Raw genomic sequence first — 16,904 nt, 5'->3', positions numbered from 1 at the left:
CTGATTAAACTATGTTGTGTATAATATCAGGTTCAGCATCTCCTTTGTATTCACTCATCATTTTACGATAGGCAACAGTAAGTGCAACACTGGCAAGCGGAACAATAATAAAAGAGCTCAATACATTGACAAAAAAGGCAACTACTGGCCAATGAATATAGCCAAAGAAAAGATTCAACAAATGAAAACCAGCCAGCACAAGTAACAGCAGGAATATTTTTGTAAAATTACCTTTGGTAGTAGCCAGACTATATTTAATGGATGCAAAAGGCCCCATGTTTTTGTCTATGATAAAAAATGGGAAGAAAGAAATACGTACCCAAGTAATAAAGATGGCAACAATACCTACAGAAATTGCAACATTAGTGATGATTTCCATTCGAATTCCAGTATAAATAAATGGAAAAGCGATAAGAATTACCACAGAATAAACCCCTACAATACACAGCATAAAATATAGAGACCCAATAAGGAATCTAATAATCTGTTGTCTGGTCGGAATTGTACTCACAATACTTACGTCATTTTCTTCATCATCAAGCAAATGAAAGATATACCTGAACAATGATAGGTTTATTGTGAAATAAAACATGATGAAAGTGAATGACATCAACATGCGTAAAGCAACATTAACCTCACTCATGAAGAATGCCATTAAATTAGATGCGGCATAAGTAATAAACATCAAAAAACACAGTGTCGCAATAGAAAAGTAATTCCTTTTGGTCACTGTCCAGGCCTTGCTAATCACCTCATTTACAGCAAATGTACTCTCCTTTAAAAATTCTATCATTGTTGTTTAAATACTACTCTTTTAATAAAATCTTGTATAAAACCCAAACCGTAGGCCGTTAGCTGAATGAATGCGGCAATAATGCTCAAAAATGCAACTTTTAATGACTTATTAACCTGCCATGAGTGAAAAAATATCAACATAAAGTATACCAGCATTACAAAGTTACAAATGAATGCTAAAGGCCAATAAAATATATTAATAAGCACAGTAAATATCACACCACAGGTAAATGCTGCCGGGAAGAAATGTATCAATTTCAATTCGGAAGGGAAATGTTTATAAATATTTATCCTGGCCCTGCCAAAAAAATGCAATTGTTTATAAAACTGACTAAAACTTGTGCGTCTTTTGTGAAAAACTCGGGCTGCCGGAATCAATCCAATCTTAAAGCCATGTTCGTGAATACGGATACTATATTCAATATCCTCACCAAGCCTTGTTAAAATAAAACCACCAACCTTTTCCCACACCTCTCTGGATACCCCCATATTAAAGCTGCGCGGATGAAACTGTCCGATATGTTTTTTATTACCCCTTATTCCCCCGGTTGTAAATGGTGAAGTCATGGCATAACTGATAGCTTTTTGTACCGGAGTAAAACTTTGATGAGCGGCATCCGGACCACCGTAGGCATCCAGTTTATGTTCGTAAAGATAGTCCTTAACTATTTCGAGATAATCTTCAGGAATCAGACAATCAGAATCAAAAACAACAAAGTAATCGCCTTTGGCTCTTTCAAATCCATAATTTCGCGAAAAACCCTGTCCCTCATTAGGCTTAAAAAAATACTTTACATCAAGCGTATTGGCATATTTATCGACAATAGCTTTAGCATCATTTACAGAACCATCCTCAATTACCAGTACTTCAAACTGGGTATACGTTTGCTTGGTAAGTGTAGTTAGCAGTTCATCAATCTCCTGAGGGCGATTGTAAAGGGGGATTATAATCGAGAAAAACATTTGTTATAAAATCTCCTTTTCTATTAAATAGTGATTTCGCTCGGTAGCATTTCTGGTAACCAGTTCTGCAACAAATCCTGTTAAAAACAACTGAGACCCAAGTATTATAGCCACTAACGCAATATAAAACAAGGGCTGATCCGTTACATCTCTTTTATATGGGATAGCCATCGATATATGGTACAACTTAACACCTATAAGCCATAAAGCCATAAATGTTCCCAGTACAAAACTCAAAACCCCTAATGAACCGAAAAAGTGCATTGGACGTTTACCAAATTTACCGACAAAGAAGATAGACAACAGATCTAGAAACCCGTTAATAAAACGGCTCATTCCAAACTTAGTAACCCCATACTTACGGGCTCTATGTTCTACTACCTGTTCTCCGATATTCTTAAATCCTGCCCATTTTGCAATTACAGGAATATAACGGTGCATCTCTCCATAAACTTCAATGGTCTTTACCACATCGTTACGGTAAGCTTTTAAACCACAATTAAAATCATTTAATTGAATGCCCGACATCTTGCGAGTGGCGGCATTAAAGAGTTTAGTAGGTATCGTTTTGGTAATCGGATCGTAGCGTTTCTTTTTCCAGCCGGATATAATATCAAACTTCTCCTCTTTTATTCTACGGAAAAGTTCCGGTATTTCATCTGGGCTATCCTGTAAATCGGCATCCATAGTAATCACTACATCACCCTGTGCAGCCTCAAAAGCCACATTTAAAGCTGCGGACTTACCATAGTTTCTTCTGAACTTAATTCCCTTTACTGAACTATATTCCTGCTTTAAATTCTCGATGATACTCCAGGAAGTATCAGTACTTCCGTCGTCAACAAAAAGAACCTCATAACTAAAGTTATGCTCTTGCATTACTTTAGCAATCCATGAAGTTAACTCAGGTAACGATTCTTCTTCATTATATAGGGGGATTACAACAGAAATATCCATGTGTGATTACAACGCTTAAAACTGTGCAAACTTACTTAAAACTTAACAAATATGCATATGTGCAAAATTGTTAAGTTTTGTCACTATCTGAGGCTATTTTTATCTGTAACAATATTAGCCCTCACAAATAAAATACTTATAGAATTACTATGATTAATCCCATTTAATTATAAATTTGAATAGTTATAAATTAAATCACACAATGATAAACATGCGTAAATCAGTTATGCTTGCTACATTAATGATAGCAGGAATTAACATTGTTCAGGCACAAGATGCTAAGCCTGAAGACACCGAAGTATATACCCCGGTTCCTAAAGTAGTATCAGCAATGGAACTTAGTATAGCACCTCCTTCTGATGCTATCATACTTTTTGATGGTAAAAACCTTGATCAATGGGTAATGGTTGAAGACAGATCTAAACCTGCTGAATGGACTGTTGCCAACAAAGTATTTACTGTTAACAAAAAATCAGGAAACATAGAAACCAAACAATCATTTGGCAACTATCAGTTACACCTGGAATGGAAAGTGCCTGCAAACATTACTGGAAAAGGCCAAGGTAGAGGTAATAGCGGACTTTTCCTTGCTTCTATTGGTAAAGGTGATGCTGGTTACGAATTACAAATTCTTGACTCTTATAAAAACGACACTTATACAAACGGACAAGCTGCAAGTATTTACAAACAAGCTGTACCTCTTGCTAACCCAACCCGCAAACCGGGCGAGTGGAATACTTATGATGTAATCTGGACTGCTCCTACATTTAACGATGATAAAACTGTAAAAACTCCTGCAAGAGTTACTGTTCTATTTAACGGAGTGTTGGTTCAGGATAACACTACATTATTAGGCCCAACGCAATACATTGGAGCTCCAGCTTACAGACAAGCTCATGGTCCTTCACCAATTAAGTTACAATCTCATGGAGATCCTAGTGAACCATTGAGTTTCCGTAACATCTGGATCAGAAATCTGTAATTATAGATTTTTTAGGCTAAGGGGCTGTTAGAAGAATTTCGCATTCTTCTAACAGCCCCTTACTATTTATCTATTAGAAAAATAAATCCAATCCAGATTAAACAGATCATGCTTCTGATCTCCTGAGGCACTAAACACAAAATAAAGATCATGACTTCCCTTTGTTGCATTTATTGCGGCAGTCAACTCTTTCCAATCTGTCTTACCATCAGCCACTGCAGGCACAATAAACTTGCTAACTAACGGCCCATTCATACTATCCAATCTCAATTCAATATTTCCTCCGCCCCCAATGGCCTGTACATTATACTTAAGCTGTTTTATACCTGTCAGATCTATTTTATTAAACTTGATATAACTCTGATCTGCTATTCCAGTTGCATAAGCCATAAAAGCCGTAGTAATGGTAGCTATACGAACATTTCCTTTATCAAAATCCTCTGCCTGAACATAAGGATTGCGCAAAGAAATATAAGCTCTGCCATCTAAAGGCTCAATACCATTGGCTCCTTTATCCCTATACGAAGCATTCAGTAGATAGCTTCCTTCTTTTCCTTTTCCAAGATGGTCTTTTAAAGAGATACTATTTTTAAGAGGCAGTTTCCCCGACTTTTTAGAAAGCGAAAGAATATAGTTAACCATCTCCGCAGCATCATCCGGAGAAACCGCCGGGTGTGCCGACATAGCCCGTTCTCCCCAGTTTCCACTACCACCTTCTATAACCTTTTTAGCTAGCGTTTTCACTATATCTTTCTTGCCGGCATAACGCATCGATATCGACTTATAAGTAGGACCAACTGAAGCCTTATCCATAGAATGACATGCCTTGCAATCCAAATTAGCCAACATCCCCGACCCTTTAAGGTATTTATAAGCCCCGGGATATTGATTCCCGGCGAGGATAACCGCTACATCTTTTCCATGAGGTAAATAACCAAACGAGACCTTCACCTTATTCTGATCTATCACCTTATCCTCTACATCCTTAACCACAACCTGATAATCCAATAGCTCACCATCCCAATAAAAACTTCTATTTGAATTGCTTTTAATATCTACCAACGGCGGTGTATTCCCCACATGTATTTTGGAAATTGCGGTTCCTACTGCGCCTTTATTATCCTTAACATTTAGTTCAACGCTATAAATACCAGGTTTCTTAAAGGTGTACTTTATTTCTAATCCATTAATTGTTTTACCTGCTATCTTCCAGCTGAAATCAAGCTTATCGTCTTTATCAAAATCAACTGATTTATTACCCGACAGGCTAACCGATAAAGGCGCCGCACCATAAGGTTTATCAACTGCAATTTCCGCTATAGGTTTTCTATTTCCTTCCTGATATTCTATTTTTACGAGTTTTGCATCCGTGTTTTTAGAGAACCAATTAGTACCATATTCAAGCATATATATTGCACCATCCTTACTAAATTGCATATCTACAGGAGCAGAAAACTTAAGGTGTTTTAAAAATGGTTCCATCTGTTTATAGTTACCACTTTCATCAAAAGTAACCGCCATAATCCAGCCCCTAATCCAATCGTAAATAAATAATTTACCATTATAATATTCCGAAAGCTTATAGGGCGCATTTGGGAATAGATCACTATAATAAACCGGACCGGCAGCTGCAGTAGCACCGCCACTTCCTACCAGAGGAAAATGTTTAGAAGGCATTTTACCATACCAAATCATTGCAGCCTGAGCTGGAGGCAACTCCTTTTCACCGGTATTATTTGGTGAATTATTTAAAGGCTTCGCATGATTCTTTTTTTCTCCAGGCTGCTTAGTCGCATAATTATACAACGGCAATGCCTGATTGTTCCCTAAAAAATACGGCCAGCCAAAAAATCCCGGTTTCTTAGCCTGATTAATCTCATCAAAACTCATGTACTCGCCATCTTCACTTTCTACTTTTGTATCCGGACCAACATCCCCCCAATATACATAGCCATTTTTTTGATCGATGCTAAACCGATAAGGATTACGGGATCCCATCGTGTAAATTTCGGGCAAGCCTTTTGAACCATCTTTAGGGAAAAGATTCCCTTCAGGAATAGAATAACCGCCACCGTCTTTGGGAATAATACGAAGTATCTTTCCTCTTAAATCATTAGTACTAGCAGAAGTTGCCTGATCATCCGCCAATCCTCTTCCCGGTCTCTCATCCACAGGAGTATATCCTTCTGTTTCCTCTGCATTAGTATTATCACCTGTAGATAGATACAATACACCTTTCGAATCAAATGCAAGATAACCTGCAGAGTGGCAACAATATTTACGCTGAGTTGGGATTTCGAGCAATACCTGTTCTGATTTGTTAATTAGCTTATCCCCAACTAGCTGATACCGTGCTAATCTACTTTTTGATTCTTCTCCACCTACTGCAAAATAAAGGTACACCCAATGATTTTCAGCAAACTTAGGATCAAGGGCTAGTCCTAACAATCCATCCTCTATGCCACTAAAAACATTAATATTTGCTATAGTTTTAACTGCCTTTGTTTTACTATCATAAAGCTTTAGAGCCCCTTTACGCTCTACAAAAAGTACATTTAAGTTAGGAAGCACGGCCATTTCCATAGGTTCATCCAATCCTTCGGCTAATACAATGCGCGTATACCTGCTACTATCAGGAACTTTTGTATCGATCTTGCCTAATACTTGAAAACGATGATTCGTGTATGTATTTTTCCAGATCCAGGAGCTAAACACTATAATAAAAAATGCTGCACCTAATAACAGATAATTTGATTTCATTTTAACAATTAAACATTAGCCAATGAAACTGGTGAACCATTACGTTTTCTGCTTAGATCTGCAGCCTTTATAAAAGAAAAAATTTCCATAGTTTCCTTTTCAGAAACAGGAGGTTTACCCGTTTCAAAAAAACCGATGATCTCAGCTATTAGTGGAGAATAAGAATTAAATGGTCCCAATGGACTTATTCCACTTTCTCCAAAAGCAGTACCTGCAATATTTGAAGCCCCATTTCGTATTCCCCGTACACTTCCTACTCGCCCATCTTCCCATACACCTGTTACAAAATCGACACCATCGTTATAAACTCTGGTTACTGTTTTACAACCCGGCCCCATAACCGTAAATAACATTTCAATTCCATGTATAGCATACCAGGCCATATCCATGTGGTTCGATTCAATCTCTGCCGGAGTATAAACATCGGCTCCTAGTACCTTCCCAATACTTCCAGAAACAACCTTTTGCACATTACCATCAAAACGCAATGCCGAAGAACTAAAAACTGGAGCATCGTACTTTTTAGAAGCCGCAAAGATTTTCTTTACATCATCCAGTGTAGCTGCAATAGGCTTGTCGATAAACATCCTTTTGCCAGCCTGCATCACCGGTAAAGCTTGTTCAAAATGTGGCCTTCCGTCAATAGTTTCCAACAGAACAACATCAACCTTCCTAATCAACTCTTCAATCGAGTCTACTATTTCAACCCCATTTGCCTTAACAGCCTCAATGATGCCTGGTTTCATTTTTAATGCAGCAGGGATGTCCTTACTTCCGTGGGGATAAGCTGCTATTACTTTATAGCCCTTCATTTCCGGGCCACCTCCATTAATTGCTTTGGTAAAAACCTCGCTGTGCGAAGTATCTAATCCAATAATTCCAATACGTTTTCCTGTTTCCGTATGTAACGGCGCCTTGCCTAGCGAAGGCAAAGAATGAAGCAAACCTGCACCTAAACCTGCAAGCGCAGTGTTTACGATGAAAGATCTGCGATTAAAAGATCTCATATATATTTGGTTTTGTGTGTTTCAAGCAAGAGACTATACAAACAATTCGTTCTTCACATCGATTGTATTCCATAGTATCTCGAAACAGAAAAGAAACCTTACTGATTTGAGAGCCCGACATAAGTCGAGATAATTGAGAGCTTTAATTACTATTGTCTTTCAGAAATAAAAAGTTCTTTATTAACCGACAACAATCAACATAAGCAGCTGGAACACAGAAATTACTACCTCACTTTTTGAACAACCTCAAAACAATAATAAACAAAAAAAGACAATTATTAAATCCATTAATGGATTTAATAATTGTCTTTTTTAACAAGTCGCGTATTTTATATCGTTAAAATACTATTCTTCATAAAGAGGTTGTTCTTTTTTAATAACAGCCGCACCGATTAAGCTGATAATCAATCCGTATAGGTTATAACTCACAGCTGTTAGAAAAGCGATAGCAAGAGCCATATATGGCTTCATCATCTCTACACCTTTTAATTTCTTTTCATCATCACCAGCTTCTTTAACAGCTGCTGCCGTTAGATCATCCATAGTTTTCGTATCCAACACTTTATAATAAAGAATTGTTAATATGCCAATAAATAATCCGGAATATGCAGCTACTTTGAATCCTGAAGAAAAAGCTTTACCAAAAGTTATATAGCCCCCTAATTCCTTTTTGTAAGTAGTCTGCACAAATACAACTGCCATTATAAACGGAATATAAGATGCAAAAGAATAAATTATACTCTCCGCAGTGCTGATATTCGGGTCTTTCTGACTTATTCCCATCCACTTCATTACAAACATGAGTACCAAAAAATAAACAGAATATGCCGCTGCGCTTTTAAACGCTAACATATTGGGATTCTTTTTGGGTTCAACTACTAATTCTTCCATTCGAAAGTTTTAAATAAATGTTAATATATTAATTAATAATAAAAGCTAATGTCTAAGCTGTAGCTGCATTAAAGTTAGCGATTAAGGTATATACCGCAATATCAAACTCTTTGTTTGAACTATAGTCTTCGAGATCCTTAATTACCTTATCATTAGCTTTAGGCTGATGGAAGAAAACCATAAATGGAACAAAAAGATCTTGCATTTCGTCGCCAAGTTCAATCATGCCAACATGACCACAAATATCTTCAACACTTGATTCAATCAAATTCTGATTGCTGATCAGGTCTTCATAAATATGGAACTCATCCTGGAACTCATCCTCCTCAACCAATAAGAATTCCTTAAGGAAATCGCCTAGTTCAGGTTTTATGCGTTCATCATGACATTCATTAATATATAGCAATAAGTTTAATAATTCTGTACCTCTATCAATTGTTTCCTCTTCAATATCTGCCCATTCATCAGATTCCAGGTAATCTTCTTCCAATTTCTTGATATCATTAGAAAAGAAATTGATCATCAACAAATCAAAGAAAACTTCTCTAAGTTCTTCAAATGACGGATGTTCATCAAAAACCTCATCAAACTCTTCAACTTTCTCTAAAAAGCCAAGGTCTTTGCTAAATACTTCAACAAGGCTTTCCTCTAATTTAACCGAGTCATTACCAGATACTGCTGCGAATTTATCTAACGATGCAATTAGCGCAACTTTTACATGATTATCCATAAGATTGTAATTGTTTGTTATTATATACCAGTTGAACTTTACCGGTCAGTTTTTTATTTAATAATGGAGTGTTAGCAGATTTTGAATAGTTGTTATCTACGTTATACTCCCATTGCAATGCAGGATTATATACTGTAAAATTAGCTTCAGCACCTTCTGCAATTACAGGAACTGCAAGTCCTAACAACTTACGAGGGTTTACCGAAAGCTTTTCGGCTATCTGCGCCGCATCAAGACCCGCTTTAATAAGCAAAGGCAAAACAGTTTGCAGGGCGATAATACCATAAGATGCGATTTCAAATTCGACATCCTTAAACTCTATTTCGTGTGGGCGATGCTGAGATCCTACGGCATCAATAGTTCCTTCTTTTAAACCAGCAATCAATGCCTTAACATCCGATTTACCACGCAAAGGAGGTTTCACCTTATAGTTACTATCAAAATCATTCAGCAACTCTTCGGTAAACACCAAATGATGGGCGGCAACATCGCAAGTGATCTTAACACCATCTTTCTTCGCTTTCTTTATAAGCGCTACAGAACCTGCCGTAGAGATATTGCTGATATGTACAGGAGCATCATGGTAAGTAGCTAAAAAGATGTCTCTGCTAATGTGCATTTCTTCTGCCAATGCAGGTACACCCTTCATGCCTAGTAAAACACTGGTTTTACTCTCATTAATCTGCGATTTCCCTGCGATAGATTTATTCTCAGGATACACCATTAAAAGTCCGTTAAAACCTTGTGCGTATTGTAAAGCACGACTCATAAAGCCATCATCAACAATAGCCTTTCCACCATCAGAAAACGCTACTGCGCCGGCTTGCTTCATATCGTAAAGCTCAGCAAGCTCTTTACCTTCCATCCCCTGACTAACTGCTCCTATCGGCAACACATCTACCAGGTTGTTTTTAGCTCTGTTAATGATGTACTCAACCTCAGCCTTAGATTGTACTATAGGCTTAGTATTAGGTAAAACAGCTATGCCTGTAAACCCACCTGCTTCGGCGGCCGCAGTAGCAGTAGTTATATCTTCTTTGGTTTCGAAACCCGGATCACCAATTGAACAGTTTAAATCAAAGAAACCCGGAGAAAGAATAGATCCCTCGCCATCAAAAACTTGTTCGTTATTTGAAGCAGTCAGATTATTCCCTATAGCCGTTATCTTTCCTTGTTCTACACGAACATCACATTTCTTTTGATTGAACTGGCTGTTTGGATCGGCAATGGTTATGCCCGTGATTAGAAGGTTCATGATCTTTCTATGTTTTTTATGTTATTAAAGAATCTAATAAGTAGTATTTCACCGGCTAAAAAAACAATAGCTAAAATTAGGCAAAGTTTCCATAATTCGCTGCTGCTATTTTTAGTCTCGATATTTAATGATTGTGCGTCTTTTTTAGAATTAAATACAGCCACCTTTTGTTTACCAAACAAGCTGCTCAGCTCATTTTCTGTAGCGTAATGCATATCAGATTCTGTACGGTTATCGTTAAATGCGACAACAGCTAAAACAGAATCTGCCTTTTTCAATTCATAAAAGCCAGATTTCTTTACCTGATCTGCTACATACAGCAAAGTTTTTCCTGGAGTTTGTCGTACCTCCGGGATAACCTCAAAATTATCAGATACCAGTTTTAAAGACTGATTGGCCAAAAGGCTAATTTTTTCGCTTTCTATTAGGTTGTTCAAACCAATAGTATAATACAATGGCTGCTCTTTTGCACTTCCAAACGCAACTTTATACATTAATGGCACAAAAACAGGGTGCTTAGGCAGATTATTGTCCTTAATATCTAATGAGCTGGCCGAAAGATATATTTTCCCTGCTCCTACGGTATACTTTGCAAACAGTAGCTTATTTAAAGGCAATTGCAAAATATTCTCTTTTGCACTCGTATTCTGTTCTGCGTAGCTGAAATATCTGTTTACCAATGGAAGATCCATGTTTTGAGGAATCTGATCAAACACATCCTTAAAAACGGAGTTCTTTAAATCCATACTGCTTGCAACAGGTACTCCGGAATTTAGTTGTTGAACTCCCGGCAACGACAAGCCTGTTAAAAACGACGTGTAAACAGTGGCATTTGCATCAAGGTCTGGAAACACAACGACCGACCCACCATTTTGTACATATCCTTTTAACTGTTGAGCCAAACCTGATGATGGTTCCTTTAGTCCACTTAAAATGATTAAACTGTAGTCGGAAAAGCTGGAATACTTAATATTGGATTCCGACATTTCAGTTAGCTTAAAATAACTATCAGAGGCAAAAAGTGCTTTTATAAATTTATCAGAAGGATTACCTGCAATATTTAACACCTTCAGTTCATTACTTACTTTAAAACTAAAGTTCAGGTCATCATCAAACGTTAAAGGAAAATCTTTAATATTGATAACGCCCTTCTGCCAGCCATTCTGCAATCCGCTAAATGATAGTGTATCCTTAACAGATTTTCCGGCCTCTACATTTACACTACTAATGGCTTTTTGCTGTTTGTTTATGGTTAGTTTTAAAGATACGCCTGAGGCATCCTCTTCACCGTAATTTCTTAATTGAACAACAACCTTCTCGGCTTGCCCTGGTTGGTGTACCGGTGAAAGACTCCAAATGCTATCAACCGAGATATTCGGCAGGCTGTTGGCATTTAACTTAATAAAAGTATAATTGATATCCTTGTTAGCCTGCAAAGATTTATTGCCTGCAAAGGTGGTTTGAAAATCAGAAAGCAAATAGCAGATTTCGTTTCTATTGGCAGCAAAACTTGCTTGTTGGCGATTAAGTATCTGTTGTAGGGTTTTATTTGCTGCAGAGATCTTTATTTCATCCAGCAGCTGAATAAACTCATCCTTATTAACCAATCGCTGGTGCTTACCTTCAAAATCGTTAGTGATCAATTGAAACTGATCATTGATATCGTATGACCTGGCAATTTCCTTTGCCTTCCGTTTAGCCTCATCCAGTAAACTCCCCTCCTTGTTTACGGTTTCCATGCTATACGAATTGTCGATATAAATACTGATCACATTTCGTTGCGCCGGATTGTGTTTATTACCTGATGGGATAAATGGTCGGGCAAAAGCCAATACCAGAAATGCGATGGCCAATACACGACACAAAAGCACAAGTAGATTCTTAAGCTTTTCTCTCGAAGAATTTTGCTCTTTAGCTTCCTTTAAGAACTGTACATTACTAAAATATACTTTCTTAAATTTTCGGAAATTAAATAAATGAATTACAATAGGTATGGCTATTGCCAGCAGAGCGAAAAGAAAACCTGGGTATAGGAAATTCATTAAAAACCAAAGGTAGAACTTTTACATGAATTTTTTCATAGCATCCCATAAAGTTTCGTCTAAACCATAAACATCTGGTCGGAATTGAAGGGCACCATTTTGCGACCAGGCGGTTATGTAATTGATGATCAAGGGAACAGGCTTTTTAACACCAAACCACTTAGGTCTTAATTTAAAAATATTTACTGTATCCGTCTTTTTAGCCATTTTCTTCCTAAACACCTCCATTTTAGTGGTATCTATTGGTGGCAGGTTAACTTCCATCCTTAACTGATCATATTCGTACTTATCTTTCACCAAAGTTTCGGCAAATTGTAACGGATTTTCTACACGAACACAACCGTGGCTAATGGCACGGTTAGTTTTAGCAAATGCACTTTTATTATTGGTATCGTGCAAATAAATGCTCGATCCATTATCAAATATAAATTTAAACTTACCTAAAGCATTTCGCTCTCCCGAACCTTGCTTAAACTGGAAAGGCAGACTTTCTCTTGAATACTTACTCCATTGTATAGTATCAGGATCTTTCACCTCCTTACCCTTGTAATAAACTTTAATATTACTGTTCGAAAGATAATACGGGTCTCTAACTGCCTGCCAGTAAATCTCGCTTTGAGCAATGCTGGCCGGAATATTCCACACCGGATTTACCTGTATTGAATTTAGCTTACTATACAATAATGGCGTTTCATGGTTTTTCGGTTTATCATCCAGATTTCCTGATTTCAGGTATTGCTTAATTTTATCAGCGTACCCCTCTTCGCGTTTACCTCCAACACAAACCTTCATTTGTGTAAGTGTATCTTGATTCTTAAACCAGGTAAGTGAGAAGTCGGGAATGTTTACCTGCACATACTCGTCGCCAAGCTCCGGTAACTTCCAACGCAAACGCTCCATGTTTACCATAATGGTTTTTACCATATAGCTTTTGCTACCTGAATCTGCTTTATATTTTGAAAGCTTACTTTGAAATACTTTATAATCAGGAGAAGAGGGTTGAATACTTACTAGTAATTTCTGAATGTCTTTTGTTTGAATAACAGCAGTTACACTTAAACTATCAGGTCTTTTTACAGGCACATAATACCTGCTAAATAATTTCCTTGGGTTAACAACACCGTAATAAACAAAGTTATTGTATTTGATGAGGCCTTCAGCAGCATTTAGCTCAAGATCGGCAATAACAGGATATACTTCTTCGATAGACTTGAATTTATTGGCATGTAAGGTTGCCAATAGCGACTCTATTTGTTTATTTCTAAACAACGATGAACTGAACCCATGCTCCTCACTCCTATCTATATAATCTTTTAAACTATCCAATCCGCCATTCACAAAGAATTTAGTAACCAGTTCCGGCTTAAATTCATTCGAATAATAATAGTTTTTTAATGTATTAGGATTAGAAAATTTAGGGCTTAAGGAATCAAAGTGTTTCTTAAAAACAACATTATAAACCGCAGTATCGAATTTTTTGTACAGCTTATTTTTAAAGTGATCGGATAACACAGTACCAACTTCAGGTACATCTTTAAACCAATTACACGATGCAAGCATCGTTATTAAGACAATAGCTAGTAGTATAGTTTTTTTCAAAGCAAGTGAGTTAGCGGCAAATTTAGGCGTTTTTTTTATACTTAATCCTTACCTAAACAAATTAAGTGCCACTTAACTCAAAGCTACATATCCCTTACCCTCCAAACTTCCTTACTTTAAATATAAACGAAAGCATAAAATACCTTCCAAGTCTGTTCACTTGTCTATCAACAATTATGTTATCAAAAACGTCTCTCGAGATACCCGAGTTTTCATTAAACAAATCAAAACCATCCAATCTAAGCGTGCCCATATCCTTTTTAAGGAACTTATATTCCATAAACAGGCGAAGGATTGTAGGGTTCCTTACAAAAGAGTTATCAAAGCCCGAATTAATCTGCTTGCTAAAGTCGTAACCTACAGTTAGGTCTTTAAAAAAGTAGTTACGCCCCTCTAATCCATATTGAAAACGATTAGTTTGACGATCTACAAATGCCGACTGTGAATAGGTAGTTTTGTTTTGCGAATAAGATGCTTCAAGTCTTAGGTTAATTATATTTTCAAGATCAACCCTAAACCCAAGCTCCTGTCTCCACTCCGTATTTTTAGCCACATTCTTATTGTTATCAATAAAAGCCACATTGTTCCTTAATGCACCCCAGCCAGAATACTCTATGGTAAACTTGCGCTCAAGAATAGGCTTTGAATAATTATAATCTCCATTCAAATTATAAAACCCGTCAGTATTGGTATAACTGGTTACCTGATTTACAGTATTTGGAATAAGCACCTTTGTAGTTACAATTTTATCTCCTGTTTGGTTATACGAAATACCAGCCGACAACATATGCCCCTTGTTCCAATCCGACTGTTTATACCTTGCATTTATACTGTTAACAAACTCTGGTTTCAAATTAGGATTACCTATAATTACGTTTTGAAGGTTTGAGTTATCAGCTATTGGTTGTAATTGGAAAAACCCGGGTTGATTGCTCCGACCCCAGTAATTAAACTCAAATGATTCCTGATTCGAAAACTTATACACCATCCTTGCCGAAGGAATAATGTTAAACGTTTTTTGCATAGTGCTAACGTCTTTACTTAAATTTTGACCCCTCAAAACAGCAGGCTGACCGTTTACTCCTAAAGTATAATTGAGTTTATCTCCAATATAGCGATAGTTTACCCCTACCTTATTGGTAATAAACTGATAATTGTAATTATTACTTAAATCAGGATTAAACACTTCCTCACCTGAAACTACATCACGTGTATCTCTAATATTCGAAGTAGCAGACCTGCTAAAATTGTAGTTCAATTCAATAAATGTTTTATTCCATAAGGGCTCCATGTAAGAAAACCCAGAATAAAGACCAAGATTATTATTATTCTGATTGTTCAGTTGATTTTGCAATCTGGTTGAATCAACTCCACCTTCACTAATCAGATAATCATTAGATACATTGTTGAAATTATCACCATTCGAATAATTTCCACCACCCCAATAGCTAAAGTTCCTTCCCTTTTTTGCGAACTTGTGATTATAAAACAGGTTCACTTTTAAGAACAAGTTCGATGAAGTATTACTATTATTACTGTTCCTGTTGGTAACAAGATCGTTCTGTGTAATGGCAGAAAACCCAGTATTACTTCCTGCATTTGTATTGTAAGAAATCTGTGGGGTTGCCTTAAAGAAATTCATGGTATCAGGCTTATACTCTACATTACCATTAAAATCATGATTAAACCTCTTATTTAAATTATCGTTTCTTGAGTTTTCTAAACGAGTGTAGCTATCCAGAAAGTTCTGAGTATGCGCTGTACTGGATGTATTATTTTTAGAGTTATCAAAATTATAACTCGCATTAGCCGAAAGCTTAGGGCTCCACTCGTTTCTATAATTCAATCCAGCGGCATTTCTAGTCGTAATACCATCACCACCGCCTCTTTGGTTGGCATTGTTTACTGTACCATCAAAAGAGAGCTGGCGCTCACCCTTCATGCTGTTCCCTCTGAAACTGCTATTGTATCTATCTAAATTGCCTAAGCCTCCCTGAGCGCGGGCAAAGTATCCTTTTTTCTTATCTTCCTGTATGGTTAGGTTAAGTACCTTTTCAGGTTCACCGGTTTTTATCCCCGTTAATTTTGCCTGATCACCATAGTCATCAATAAACTGAAGGTTTTTAATGATATCTGCCGGTAGGTTTTTGATAGCCGTAGCTACATCCGTCCCAAAGAAATCTTTTCCATTCACCTTAATTTTGGTCACAGGTGTTCCTTGATTGGTTACATTACCATCCTTATCAACCTTTATTCCCGGTAGCTTTTTCAATATCTCATCTGCCGCGTCCCCTTCCCTAACCGGAAAAGAAGCCGCATTAAAACTTACCGTATCTTCAGTAATTTTTACTGGAGGCACGCCCGAAATAACTACTGCATCAAGGGTATTAGAAGTTGGCTTTAGCTTAATATTAGAAATATCCAGACTATTGCCCTGGGTAATGATGTATTGTTTGGTAAAGGTATCAAACCCGATAAAAGCTGCTGTTAGGGTAAATTGTTTTGCTTTAACTTTGGTAAAGACGAAGCTTCCGTCGGTATTAGCAGATATACCCAGACTATCTTTAACCCAGTTAATTCTAACAACGGCACCGGGCAATGGTAATCCTGCGGTATCTAATACGCTTCCCTTGACTGTGTAATTTTGCGCTTTGGCATTTAAAAACGCGCCTGCAAGCATTACAAATGCAAGAATTGATTTAGTAAAATGGTTCATTTGGTTGTTTGTGTTCCATAAAGGTACATTAAGCTTTACTAAAGCGTTTTAATAGTAATTAATATGTTACATGAAGGCAGTATTAACGTCATCCTGAATTTATTTCAGTTTATATGTTTGAAGTAGCAAATTTCAACGTGTAAATTTATTATAAAAACAGCCATGGGAAATGTAACTTTAGGCAAAAGCCTGGACTTCAGTGGGCAA

General features: G+C 37.0%; 12 protein-coding genes. 1 reads left to right on the top strand and 11 read right to left on the bottom strand.

Annotated elements, in window-relative coordinates:
• Nucleotides 1-4: 4 nt before the first annotated feature.
• Genes HQN83_RS24505 through HQN83_RS24495 form a run of 3 tightly spaced genes read right to left on the bottom strand, consistent with a single transcriptional unit; the run spans nt 5 to nt 2,715 of the window.
• Nucleotides 5-793 (bottom strand): hypothetical protein, encoded by a 789-nt coding sequence (locus tag HQN83_RS24505; RefSeq protein WP_173094297.1) that lies wholly within the window; start codon nt 791-793, stop codon nt 5-7.
• The gene (locus HQN83_RS24500; protein ID WP_173094295.1) at nt 790-1,758 is read right to left on the bottom strand and encodes a glycosyltransferase; all 969 of its coding nucleotides are present in this window, start codon (nt 1,756-1,758) and stop codon (nt 790-792) included. Before HQN83_RS24500 ends, HQN83_RS24505 begins: the two co-directional genes overlap by 4 nt.
• Before the next feature lie 3 nt (nt 1,759-1,761).
• Nucleotides 1,762-2,715, bottom strand: coding sequence for a glycosyltransferase family 2 protein (locus tag HQN83_RS24495; protein ID WP_173094293.1), 954 nt, complete (start codon nt 2,713-2,715; stop codon nt 1,762-1,764).
• Nucleotides 2,716-2,926: 211 nt separating this feature from the next.
• On the opposite strand from HQN83_RS24495, the gene HQN83_RS24490 reads away from it, so the two are divergent.
• Nucleotides 2,927-3,697 carry a 3-keto-disaccharide hydrolase gene (locus HQN83_RS24490; protein WP_173094291.1) on the top strand — a complete coding sequence of 257 codons (771 nt, stop codon included), beginning with the start codon at nt 2,927-2,929 and terminating at the stop codon, nt 3,695-3,697.
• A 66-nt stretch (nt 3,698-3,763) separates the two neighbouring features.
• On the opposite strand, the gene HQN83_RS24485 is transcribed toward HQN83_RS24490, so the two are convergent.
• The 8 genes from HQN83_RS24485 to HQN83_RS24450 form a co-directional block, all read right to left on the bottom strand.
• The gene (locus tag HQN83_RS24485; protein WP_173094289.1) at nt 3,764-6,457 is read right to left on the bottom strand and encodes a PQQ-dependent sugar dehydrogenase; all 2,694 of its coding nucleotides are present in this window, start codon (nt 6,455-6,457) and stop codon (nt 3,764-3,766) included.
• 8 nt (nt 6,458-6,465) lie between these two features.
• Complete coding sequence (locus tag HQN83_RS24480; protein ID WP_173094287.1) at nt 6,466-7,464, bottom strand: Gfo/Idh/MocA family protein; 999 nt, start codon at nt 7,462-7,464, stop codon at nt 6,466-6,468.
• A gap of 345 nt (nt 7,465-7,809) precedes the next feature.
• The gene (locus tag HQN83_RS24475; protein WP_173094285.1) at nt 7,810-8,355 is read right to left on the bottom strand and encodes a DUF4199 domain-containing protein; all 546 of its coding nucleotides are present in this window, start codon (nt 8,353-8,355) and stop codon (nt 7,810-7,812) included.
• A 52-nt stretch (nt 8,356-8,407) separates the two neighbouring features.
• A complete protein-coding gene (locus HQN83_RS24470; protein ID WP_173094283.1) occupies nt 8,408-9,085 on the bottom strand; it encodes a hypothetical protein in 678 nt (225 codons plus the stop codon).
• On the bottom strand, nt 9,078-10,340 hold the full coding sequence (locus HQN83_RS24465; protein ID WP_173094281.1) for a dihydroorotase: 1,263 nt from the start codon (nt 10,338-10,340) through the stop codon (nt 9,078-9,080). Before HQN83_RS24465 ends, HQN83_RS24470 begins: the two co-directional genes overlap by 8 nt.
• Nucleotides 10,337-12,382: a vWA domain-containing protein gene (locus HQN83_RS24460; RefSeq protein ID WP_173094279.1), complete on the bottom strand. Its 2,046-nt coding sequence runs from the start codon at nt 12,380-12,382 to the stop codon at nt 10,337-10,339. The genes HQN83_RS24465 and HQN83_RS24460 overlap by 4 nt, the downstream gene beginning before the upstream one ends.
• A 21-nt stretch (nt 12,383-12,403) precedes the next feature.
• Entirely contained in the window at nt 12,404-13,981 is a 1,578-nt protein-coding gene (locus HQN83_RS24455) for a L,D-transpeptidase family protein (protein ID WP_246254582.1), read from the bottom strand.
• Nucleotides 13,982-14,075: 94 nt separating this feature from the next.
• Entirely contained in the window at nt 14,076-16,697 is a 2,622-nt protein-coding gene (locus tag HQN83_RS24450; RefSeq protein ID WP_173094277.1) for a TonB-dependent receptor, read from the bottom strand.
• Nucleotides 16,698-16,904: the final 207 nt, after the last annotated feature.

The sequence above is a fragment of the Pedobacter foliorum genome (genome assembly GCF_013266735.1).
Lineage (GTDB): Bacteria > Bacteroidota > Bacteroidia > Sphingobacteriales > Sphingobacteriaceae > Pedobacter > Pedobacter foliorum.
Note: the sequence above shows the minus strand (reverse complement) of the source record. Positions and strands in the feature narration are given on the sequence as shown.

What these genes read in the sequence shown, in the direction of transcription:
- HQN83_RS24505 (WP_173094297.1), bottom strand. Translation starts at nt 793, where the DNA reads ATGATAGAATTTTTAAAGGAGAGTACATTTGCTGTAAATGAGGTGATT.
- HQN83_RS24495 (WP_173094293.1), bottom strand. Translation starts at nt 2,715, where the DNA reads ATGGATATTTCTGTTGTAATCCCCCTATATAATGAAGAAGAATCGTTA.
- HQN83_RS24480 (WP_173094287.1), bottom strand. Translation starts at nt 7,464, where the DNA reads ATGAGATCTTTTAATCGCAGATCTTTCATCGTAAACACTGCGCTTGCA.
- HQN83_RS24450 (WP_173094277.1), bottom strand. Translation starts at nt 16,697, where the DNA reads ATGAACCATTTTACTAAATCAATTCTTGCATTTGTAATGCTTGCAGGC.
- HQN83_RS24485 (WP_173094289.1), bottom strand. Translation starts at nt 6,457, where the DNA reads ATGAAATCAAATTATCTGTTATTAGGTGCAGCATTTTTTATTATAGTG.
- HQN83_RS24460 (WP_173094279.1), bottom strand. Translation starts at nt 12,382, where the DNA reads ATGAATTTCCTATACCCAGGTTTTCTTTTCGCTCTGCTGGCAATAGCC.
- HQN83_RS24500 (WP_173094295.1), bottom strand. Translation starts at nt 1,758, where the DNA reads ATGTTTTTCTCGATTATAATCCCCCTTTACAATCGCCCTCAGGAGATT.
- HQN83_RS24470 (WP_173094283.1), bottom strand. Translation starts at nt 9,085, where the DNA reads ATGGATAATCATGTAAAAGTTGCGCTAATTGCATCGTTAGATAAATTC.
- HQN83_RS24475 (WP_173094285.1), bottom strand. Translation starts at nt 8,355, where the DNA reads ATGGAAGAATTAGTAGTTGAACCCAAAAAGAATCCCAATATGTTAGCG.
- HQN83_RS24490 (WP_173094291.1), top strand. Translation starts at nt 2,927, where the DNA reads ATGCGTAAATCAGTTATGCTTGCTACATTAATGATAGCAGGAATTAAC.
- HQN83_RS24465 (WP_173094281.1), bottom strand. Translation starts at nt 10,340, where the DNA reads ATGAACCTTCTAATCACGGGCATAACCATTGCCGATCCAAACAGCCAG.